The organism is Ferroplasma sp., from assembly GCF_037442045.1.
Classification (GTDB): domain Archaea; phylum Thermoplasmatota; class Thermoplasmata; order Thermoplasmatales; family Thermoplasmataceae; genus Ferroplasma.
Window position 1 is genome coordinate 18144 of record NZ_JBBIRC010000014.1, and the last position, 9713, is coordinate 27856.

The window sequence follows — 9713 nt, forward strand, 5'->3', positions numbered from 1 at the left end:
AAGTATTCAATGAAGTCATTCAAATATATATTTGGAATGAATTCGATTTATCTTGGCAATAATTATTTATGGACATCGTTTGAATCATTATTTCTTCCATTTGAAATAGAATTATTAATGCCAGAAAAATTACAATCTATATATCTGGGAATGATTGCATTTACCGGCATAATGATTGGTATATCATTTAATTTCTTTTCCGGAACAATTTCAGATTTATTGAATACAAGAATCGGCAGAAGAAGGCCATTAATATTGCTCGGTTCCGGCATAGTAATTATTTCCCTTCTGGCCTTTGTTATAATTAACAAATCAATACTTTCAGTATTTTTGATGTATATTATGATTGAAATAGGCTCTAATATAGCATATGGTGCATACCAGCCATTAATTCGGGATGTTATACCATCTAACCAGAGAAGCACCTCGTCCGGCATAAGTGGATTTTTTACATTGCTTGGTTCTGCCTTTGGTTTTGGAATTTCAGGATTGCTTATGGGAATGCATTTATTATTTTATGCAATTATTATTATTCTAATAACAATTTTAATAACTGCCCTTACAAATTTTTTTACAATACAAAAAGATGATTATATCAGCAAATCCGAACTTATTAGCAGTAAATTATTTAAATTTATTAAAAATCTAAATGCGTCTAAAAAATTTAAATGGATGTACATTGCCAATTTATTTATAACGATAGGGAGCTCTGGATTAATATTTTTCGAATATTATTATTTTGAATATGATTTAAATTTAAAAAATACTGCAATTTATGTAGCAATTGCTGGGGTCTCTATATTATTAATTTCTGCATTATCTGCAGTCGCAATTGGCATACTAGCAGATAGGATTAATAAGGAAATATTATTGTTAATTTTCCCTTTAACCAGTGGCATAAGTATTTTATTAATTTCTTTTATACATAATTTTTACATATTTTTAGTTCTTGGTTCTATAATAGGCATATCTTATGGTAATTATTTTGTAATTACAAATTCTTATATGAGCTTTATAGTTCCACATGGCCGTGTTGGAAAATATTTATCCATATTTCTTGTTTCCACAGAAATTGGTTCTGCATTCTCGCCGTTGTTATATGGCTTTATTCTATTTATTTTTAAAAACCTTGGCCCACTAGCATATTCAAGATTGTTTGAAATTTCTTCAATATTTTATTTGGTTGGTTTTATAATTATACTGTTTAAAGTTATAAACCGCAAAACAATTTTCAAATTAAAATTATGAGTGAATTTAATTTGTTGAAAGATAATGGAAAAGCCATATTACTCCCACTCAGTTTGTCCTGTAATAAGAATAAATAAAAATATTATGAAATCTGTATAATTATTTTTGTTAATAATGATACTTTAACTATATATGTTCTTATAGTACAGGTAAACTGTTCGATATAATTACCTGCTGTAAAGGTAAATATTAAATAATATTTAAAAATCATATTTTATAACAAATATTATTGATTTAAAGGAATTTTTATTAGACCAGAAAAAGCTATGATAGAATTTGTATCTGATGATAATACAATAAAAATGGAATTGCCATTTGAAATAAATTCAGTAACATCTGGCGTCACAGGTATAATAACAGGACCCAGAAGATGTGGCAAATCAACTTTTTCTTTTCAAATTCTCAAAAATTATCACTTTGAATATGTTAATTTTAACGATGAAAGATTAAATATATAATCAAACAATCTAAATGAGGTAATTGAAGCTATATATTCCCTTGAAGGAGAGGTAGATATAATTCTATTTTATGAGACTTAACAAATACAGGGATGGGAAAAATTTATATCAAGATTAATTGATGAAAAAAGAATTATAATTACTGGAAGCAATGCAGGTTTTACTGGAACTGGGCTGTTTACATACATGACAGGAAGATATGTAAATTATGAACTTTTACCTTTCAGTTTCAAAGAATTTCTTTTGTATTACAAATTTGATATCAATGAAAACTCTATTTATACAACAGTCGAAAAGGCAAAACTAATTAGTCTTATGTAAAAATATATAGATATTGGTGGCTTCCCTCTTGCCCTAAAAATTGGAAAGGATTATTTAATAGATTTAAACAACGATATCATAGAACGTGATATAATTCTCAAATATATGGTATAAAATTAAAATCAAAAATTAGGGAATTATTGCGATATATGATTACAAATTATTCATCTGAAATAAGTTATACAAAATTAAGAAATGTTCTAAAAATTACTGGAAAAAGCACAATACAGAACTGGATTTCCTATTTCAGCCAGTCTTATATTATTTTTACTGTGGATAGATTTTCATTCAAAGTTAAAGAATCTATAATGGCCCCTAAGAAAATATTTGTAATCGATAACGGATTAATTACAATGAAGGATTATAGAAACCATGAAGTGGATTTTGTTATACGCAAAGGAAGAAATGTCATTAAACTAATACAGGTGACTTTTGCATTTTCAATGATATATATATAAGAAAGAGAGAAATAGATTCTCTGTTAAAAGCTTCATCAGAATTGAATTGCGATAACTTATTTGTAATAACATGGGATTTCAGGCCTATGGAAAAAATTGGAAATAAAATTGTTAAGTTTATGCCATTAACGGATTGGCTTACCAATAAAAACAACGCAACTGATTAATGGTTATTTTTAAAAGCGATTTTATTGTAGAAATATAATCTATTAACAGCATTAGTACCATATTTTCTCATATTCGAGTATATTATATATTCAGGCAATCAGAAACATACAATAAGGTTATAAGTTGCAGGATAATTTTTAATTTAAAATTATCAAAAAAGTTATGGAATATTGAATTTTGCTGTTGTATCGTATACAATAAATTTCTAAATTCGTTAAGGTTAAATACTCAATTTTAGTTAATGTTGTTTATGAAAGGTTTAAAAGTAATATCAATAATAGTAATAGTAATAATAATAGGTGGTATAGGATTTTACGGCTACCATTATGAAACAACAGGGACGATGAAAGTTGAGGTAGCTGATACCATGCCAGCAAATATGTCGGCAAATGCACCGGACGCGGCAGGAGCATACTTCAATATTACAATCCATTCTATTGGATTATATAATTCAACAAGTGGATGGCACAATTATACAATAAATAAATCAGTAGACATATTCGGAGTCTTATCAAGTAACGCATCAATACTCGGAAATCTTAGTATTCACGCACAATCATACAGCAAGGTTATAATCAATGTTACAGGTGCCAGCATTTACTGGAATGCAATTGGAATAACATCCAGCACAACCATACACTTTGACCATCCAATAGATATAATAGTGCAGGCAGTCACAATACACGCACATGCATCAACAACACTTGTTCTGGACTTTCACATGACTGATTTAATAAGTTCCTCCTCATCATTGTCTGGAAATGTTAATGCAAATGTAATTTACTGATTTTAAAATAATTTTGATTTAAATTATTTTTTTATTTTATATATTTTTACTGTTTAAAAGGAATTTCATTTATCATAATTTTACTAAACAATATATTAATTATTGTAATTATAATTTACTTCAATGGAAAATATTGTTGTTATACATGGAGGCGCGGGCAGCCCATCATCATTAAACTCGGTACTAAAAGAAATTTTATCAAATATAATATACAACGGGACTGCTTTAGATATGGCAATAAAACCTGTTGTTGCAATGGAGAATAATTCTATATTTAATGCTGGTACCGGTTCAGTGCCAAGAATAGATGGCTCCATACAGATGGATGCTGCAGTTATGATAGAAAATGGCTTTGGATCTGTTATCTGTATAGAAAATGTTTCAAATCCAGTGCTTGTTGCAAGGGATGTAATGGAAAAAAGCCCTCATATCATGATCAGTGGTGACGGTGCAACTGAATTTGCAAGGAAAATGGGCCATGAATATTATAATCCTGAAACCGAGAAGAGTAAAAACATGATGATTAAATTTAAGGAATCATTAAAAAATAATACAATTCCCGAAAAATTTCAATTTATGTTTAAAAGTTCTGAAGATACTGTCGGTGCAGTATCGAGGATAAATGGAAAATTCGCTGCAGCTGTTTCCACAGGTGGAAGCTTTCCAATGCTGAGAGGGCGTGTTGGCGACTCTCCAGTAATAGGTGCCGGTATATTCGCAGGAAATAAGGGTGCAGTTGTAGCTACGGGCATAGGTGAGGAAATAGCAAAAAGTTTGCTATCCTACAGGATATATGAAGCAATAGGAACTGAAAAACTTTCAGATATAGTAAAAAAAGAAGTAAACAAATTCAAAGTTTCCGCTGGAATAATAGCTATAAGTGAAGAGGAGCAGTTTGCATATTCCAATACTGATATGGCATACAGCATGCAACAATATTGACTTTATCTTTACGTATTAGTGCAATTTTTATACAGGAAAAACATGGAGTGGTACTCTTTTATAATAATATTAGAACTTCAAAACGATAAACGGGTATTCGCAGTACTAATTTCCAGTTAACAATTTTTTTATTTATCATAACATTATATTATTATGAAAGCCGTTGCAATTTTGCCTGCATTTCTAGATCTTAATAATATTAAGAAATCAGTAGATCAGATAATGCCTGGCATAGACATTCTTACTGATACAGAATTTGATAAAAATGATGCAGATGTTGTTGTAATAACAACCTTTACCCCATTTGGCAAAAAAGAAATGGACAAATTCCCGGAATTAAAATATATCCAGGTTGCAAGTACCGGTTATAATAATGTTGACATTAAAGAAGCAAGAAGAAGGAATTTATTGTTATGCAATGTTCCCGTTGCCAATAAGGATGCAGTTGCAGAGCATGTTATAGGGAGCACTTTAGCACTTCTGAAGAATTTTATTCCCTTTGATTCCCAGATCAGATCGGGGCACTGGCCTCTTCTGACCAATTCAAGAGAATTGCAGGGAAAAATTTTCGGCATTATCGGAATGGGCGCTATTGGAATAAAGCTTGTACAGAAATTAATCCCTTTCAATGTCGGCATAGTGTATTATGATCCACGCCGTTTGCCTGCAAAGGATGAAGAATTTTATGGAATTACATATCTTGAACTTGATGAACTGGTAAAGGCTTCTGATATAATATCTGTTCATACACCCTTAACAAAAAATACCAGATTAATGTTTAACGAAGATAGATTTAAATTAATGAAAGAAAATTCCATATTTATCAATACAGCCAGAGGAGAAATTGTGGACGAAAAGGCTCTGGTAAATGCCATAAAAAGTAAAAATATCTACGCAGCCATTGATGTGTTTTCAAAAGAACCACCAGACACATCATCTGAACTGTTCCATCTGGAAAATGTACTGTTTTCGCCCCATATAGCAGGTGTGACCATGGAAAGCCAGGAACGCTTTATAACAGAAACAATTGGAAATCTTATAAGATATTCGCAGGGCATAGTTCCACTGTATAGAGTAGAGGATGAATTATGAAAGGATATGAAATACTTGAAAAAACTCTTACCACCCTGAAACTCGATCCAGTATTTGGCAATCCTGGAACCACAGAAATACCAATGCTGCGTGGCATTAAAAATTATTATCTCACTCTGCATGATTCAATAGCAGTTGGAATGGCAGATGGGTATGCCCAGTACAGTGATGCTGCTTCTGCTGTTAATCTGCATTCTCTGCCCGGGCTTGGAAATGCAATTTCATTCATCAATACAGCCAAATGGAACAGGTCACCAGTTGTAATAACTGCAGGCCAGCAGGACACCAGGCACATAGTTTATGATCCCATACTTTCTGGTGATTTATTGAGAACCGTATCCGGGCTTGTAAAATACTCCTATGAGATCAAAAACCCATCTGAGATTCCTGTTGCATTCAGAAGGGCAAAGGCAATTGCCATGACACCTCCAAGAGGTCCTGTTTTTTTATCAGTGCCGATGGACATGATGGATTATGAAGCTGAAAATCTTCATTTCTCCGATGTTACAGTTAATACAGATTTCAGCGATTCAGCGGCTATTTATGAAATTGCTGATAAAATAAATAAATCCAGCCATCCTGCTGTTGTATTTGGTTATGAAATAGATGTTTACAATGCCTATAGTGAGGCTGAAAATTTTGCAAATAAGCTTGGTGTTGAAGTATACAGTGAGCCATTGGCATCCAGAGGAACATTCAATACAGAAAACAAGCTGTATGGCGGTGACCTGCTTCCTGCATCAACTTTGATGAACCTTAAATTCCTTAACAATGATTTAATTATTTTCATTGGTGGTGATATTACTTTCTATCCATATCTTCCTTCTCAGCCATTTCCCGGGAAAGAAGTTATATTTGTAGGAACTGATATATCATACAAAACCGGCATTTCCTATATAGTTAATCCCAAAATATTTTTGAGGGAAGCTGCAAAACTGATAAAAAAGAAGGGCAATTATTCCCGGCCTAGAGATTTTCTGTATCCAAATAAAATTGCCAGGCAGAGGATTACAAGTGGTGTTGATTACACTCTCTTTAAAGCTAAAAAATTATTTTCGGATTATACTGTAATTGATGAAGCCATATCTGGATCCGAAAATGTGAGGGCAACGTTTGGTTATGGATCCAAAAAATATTTCACAGCAAAATCAGGGCAACTTGGCTGGGCCACGGCAGCATCCCTTGGAATAGGGCTAAAAAACAAAAAGACACTGGTAATTATCGGAGACGGAGCGTTTATGTATTCGGTGCAGGGATTATGGACTGCAAAGCGATACAATATACCTGTTAAATTTCTTGTTCTCAATAATAGCGGATATAATATACTGAAAAGTTTTTCAAAAAGTTATTACCCGGATATGGAAGGAAAGGATTATTTCCAGCTCGATCTGGATATAGAATCGATAGCCAGAGGATTTGGAGTTGAAACAATGACTGCAGGTATGGATATGTCCGAAATGCAGTGGCTGCATGAGGGGGATGTTCCAAAAGTACTGGTTGTCCATACTGAAAAAGCTGCGGAGAAACTATTTTTATAAACTTTTTCCGATAATTTTTACTTGCAGGTTTAACGTTCTGAAAACAAAGTTAATATATGGTTATTATGTTATATTTATTATGGCAAAATTTCCTGGTACTGAATGGGCAAAAGAATATGTGGAAAAGCTTAACTCAAATTCCGCTTATGCGGAAGCTGGCAAAACATGGGATGATTCAATAACACTGGTGGTTCAACCTGATGAGTTATATAAAGATACATGGTACCTCTATCTAAATTTAAAGGCTGGCAAATGTATTGATTCTGCAACTGGAAAGGAAGAAAGTGATGTTCCAAAATCTACTTTCAGATATATGGGAAAATATTCTAACTGGGTAAAACTGATAAAAGGTGAAATAGATCCAATTCAGGGCCTGATGACTGGAAAATTCAAGCTTGAAGGCTCAATGATGAAAATAATGAGATACACAAATGCAGCGAAGGAAATGGTAAATACAGCAAAATTTGTGGATACGGAGTTTTAAATTCCAGCCGCGTTGCCAGTTATATACCACAATTTCCAACTAAACTGGCTGAAATTTTTATTATGAAGGCGCAATTATGAATAGTATATATGGAAATATTATCAATGGAGTAGAAGAGAAAGAAGGTGAAAAACTGGAGGTAAGGAGCCCTGTTGATGGTTCCTTAATTGGATATATAATAAACTCCAGCAGGGAAACAGTGGAAAGGGCAATACAGGCATCAAGAAATGCTTTTGATAAATTTTATATTTCATCAGATATTAAATCAAGGCAGAAATTGATAGAAAAACTTGCAGATATAGTTCAGGAAAAAGCAGATTTATACTCTGAGCTGGAATCAAAAAATACTGGAAAAACTATCAGACAAAGCACATTTATGGATATACCAGTTGCCATATCCCATATTAGATATTTTGCAGAAACAAATGAATTTCAATTCCAGCGAAAAATTACACATCCAGAATATCCCGGCACTGAAGGAATAATACAGAATGCACCAATGGGAGTTGTAGCATCAATTGCACCATGGAATGTTCCATTTTTAATGGCAGTATGGAAAATAATACCTCCTGTACTGGCTGGAAACGCTGTTGTGATAAAACCATCACACTATACTCCGCTAACAGCTATGGAGCTGGTCAAAGATATTAAAACTGCAGGATTTCCAGATGGGCTTGTTAATCTCATTAATGGGACCGGTAAAAGTACTGGAAATTATCTTATAGAAAGCGACAATATTGATATGATCAGTTTCACAGGCTCCACATCAACAGGGTCCATGGTAATGCAAAAAGCAGCAAAAAATATTAAAAAGGTTACCCTTGAGCTGGGAGGCAAATCACCAAATATAGTTTTTTCCGATGCTGATCTCGATCATGCAGCAAAAGGGATAATATTTGGGATATTCCTGAATTCAGGGCAATTATGCGAATCTGCCAGCAGGCTTATCGTGGAAGAAAGCATAACGCAAACATTTTTATCAAAAATAGAAGGCCATCTCAATGCATTTAAATCAGGAAATCCCATGGATTTTGATACAGATATCAGTGCCATAACAATACCCGAACAGAGAGAAAAAATTGAAGTAATGATAGAAAAAACTGTCAGGGCAGGCGGAAAAGTATTTTATTCAAAGAAAATGGAAGGAATGCCTGATAAAGGTATATACTTCCCACCAACATTGATATCAGGCATAAAAGCAGGAAGTGAAATATCAGATGAAGAAATATTTGGGCCTGTACTCACTGTATACCCATTTAGAACCGAAGAGGAAGCAATAAGCCTGGCGAATGACACCAAATACGGGCTTGCGGCAGGCATATGGTCCAGTGATGTGAAACGTGCAGGCCGCGTAGCTTCAATGATTAACGCAGGCACTGTATGGATAAACGAGTACCATTTGCTTTCTGCTGCCGCACCGCGAGGTGGTTTTAAGAAAAGTGGCATTGGCAGAGAACTGGGGCTTGAAGGAATTCTGGAATACACACAGACACGCCACATATTCTATGGAAACAACGAGTCTGGAATGTCAGATGTTGCATACAGCATATTAATTAAATCTCAGTGATATTATCTTTTACATATTCCAGTGCTATGAAATTTAAATTCGGAATTTTTATTTTATGTGTGGGAATGAATAATAAAAACACATATAAAATTCAAATTTCCGGAACCGAAATTATATAATCAATTATAGCAATAATCTTATATACTAGTGATGTGTATATTATTAACAATGAAAGCCAACGAAGTCCTTAGCCTCTTGCAGATATCCAGAAAGACGCTTCATGTCTATGCAAAAGCAGTTAGGATTCATTATACCGTTATGCCAAATAAGAGGTACAACTACAATGAGGAAGATGTATACAGGCTCCTCAACAAGGATGTAAAGAGGAAAACTGTTCTATATGCACGTGTATCATCACCTAAACAGAAAACAGATATACAGAACCAGATAGATCAGATGAAGCAGTCGTGTTTCATGAATGGTTATACTATTAATGCAATATATTCTGATATTGCTTCTGGTATATCATTTGAAAAGAGAAAAGGATTCTTTGAAATGCTTGATCAGATTATGGACAATAAGATTGAAAAAGTTATTGTAACATATAAAAACCGTTTAAGCAGAAGTGAATTTGAATTATTAAACTATATATTCAAAAAATACAGGACTGAAATAATTGTAATCTCTGAAGTTGGGAATACTCAATTAGA

9 protein-coding genes and 1 pseudogene are annotated in these 9713 nt (G+C 33.1%); all 10 read left to right on the top strand.

The features are described 5' to 3' along the window. Positions 1-9: 9 nt before the first annotated feature. Positions 10-1248 carry an MFS transporter gene (locus WKI77_RS03210; RefSeq protein WP_337860391.1) on the top strand — a complete coding sequence of 413 codons (1239 nt, stop codon included), beginning with the start codon at positions 10-12 and terminating at the stop codon, positions 1246-1248. A 302-nt stretch (positions 1249-1550) separates the two neighbouring features. After that, positions 1551-2027: pseudogene (locus WKI77_RS03215) on the top strand (AAA family ATPase). Between the two features lie 149 nt (positions 2028-2176). Further along, a complete protein-coding gene (locus tag WKI77_RS03220) occupies positions 2177-2485 on the top strand; it encodes a hypothetical protein (RefSeq protein ID WP_337860392.1) in 309 nt (102 codons plus the stop codon). 418 nt (positions 2486-2903) lie between these two features. Further along, entirely contained in the window at positions 2904-3440 is a 537-nt protein-coding gene (locus WKI77_RS03225; RefSeq protein ID WP_337860393.1) for a DUF4382 domain-containing protein, read from the top strand. A gap of 123 nt (positions 3441-3563) precedes the next feature. After that, positions 3564-4382, top strand: coding sequence for an isoaspartyl peptidase/L-asparaginase (locus WKI77_RS03230; RefSeq protein ID WP_337860394.1), 819 nt, complete (start codon positions 3564-3566; stop codon positions 4380-4382). 153 nt (positions 4383-4535) lie between these two features. After that, positions 4536-5474 (top strand): NAD(P)-dependent oxidoreductase, encoded by a 939-nt coding sequence (locus tag WKI77_RS03235; RefSeq protein WP_337860395.1) that lies wholly within the window; start codon positions 4536-4538, stop codon positions 5472-5474. After that, a complete protein-coding gene (locus WKI77_RS03240) occupies positions 5471-7012 on the top strand; it encodes a thiamine pyrophosphate-binding protein (protein ID WP_337860396.1) in 1542 nt (513 codons plus the stop codon). Before WKI77_RS03235 ends, WKI77_RS03240 begins: the two co-directional genes overlap by 4 nt. A 79-nt stretch (positions 7013-7091) precedes the next feature. Further along, the gene (locus WKI77_RS03245) at positions 7092-7496 is read left to right on the top strand and encodes an SCP2 sterol-binding domain-containing protein (protein ID WP_337860397.1); all 405 of its coding nucleotides are present in this window, start codon (positions 7092-7094) and stop codon (positions 7494-7496) included. Positions 7497-7572: 76 nt separating this feature from the next. Next, complete coding sequence (locus WKI77_RS03250; protein WP_337860398.1) at positions 7573-9063, top strand: aldehyde dehydrogenase family protein; 1491 nt, start codon at positions 7573-7575, stop codon at positions 9061-9063. A 168-nt stretch (positions 9064-9231) separates the two neighbouring features. Continuing rightward, positions 9232-9713 (top strand): IS607 family transposase (locus tag WKI77_RS03255; RefSeq protein WP_337860399.1); only part of this gene is annotated, 482 nt, incomplete at its 3' end.

Coding starts and splice junctions, on each gene's coding strand:
- WKI77_RS03210 (WP_337860391.1), top strand. CDS start 10: ATGAAGTCATTCAAATATATATTTGGAATGAATTCGATTTATCTTGGC.
- WKI77_RS03220 (WP_337860392.1), top strand. CDS start 2,177: ATGATTACAAATTATTCATCTGAAATAAGTTATACAAAATTAAGAAAT.
- WKI77_RS03225 (WP_337860393.1), top strand. CDS start 2,904: ATGAAAGGTTTAAAAGTAATATCAATAATAGTAATAGTAATAATAATA.
- WKI77_RS03230 (WP_337860394.1), top strand. CDS start 3,564: ATGGAAAATATTGTTGTTATACATGGAGGCGCGGGCAGCCCATCATCA.
- WKI77_RS03235 (WP_337860395.1), top strand. CDS start 4,536: ATGAAAGCCGTTGCAATTTTGCCTGCATTTCTAGATCTTAATAATATT.
- WKI77_RS03240 (WP_337860396.1), top strand. CDS start 5,471: ATGAAAGGATATGAAATACTTGAAAAAACTCTTACCACCCTGAAACTC.
- WKI77_RS03245 (WP_337860397.1), top strand. CDS start 7,092: ATGGCAAAATTTCCTGGTACTGAATGGGCAAAAGAATATGTGGAAAAG.
- WKI77_RS03250 (WP_337860398.1), top strand. CDS start 7,573: ATGAATAGTATATATGGAAATATTATCAATGGAGTAGAAGAGAAAGAA.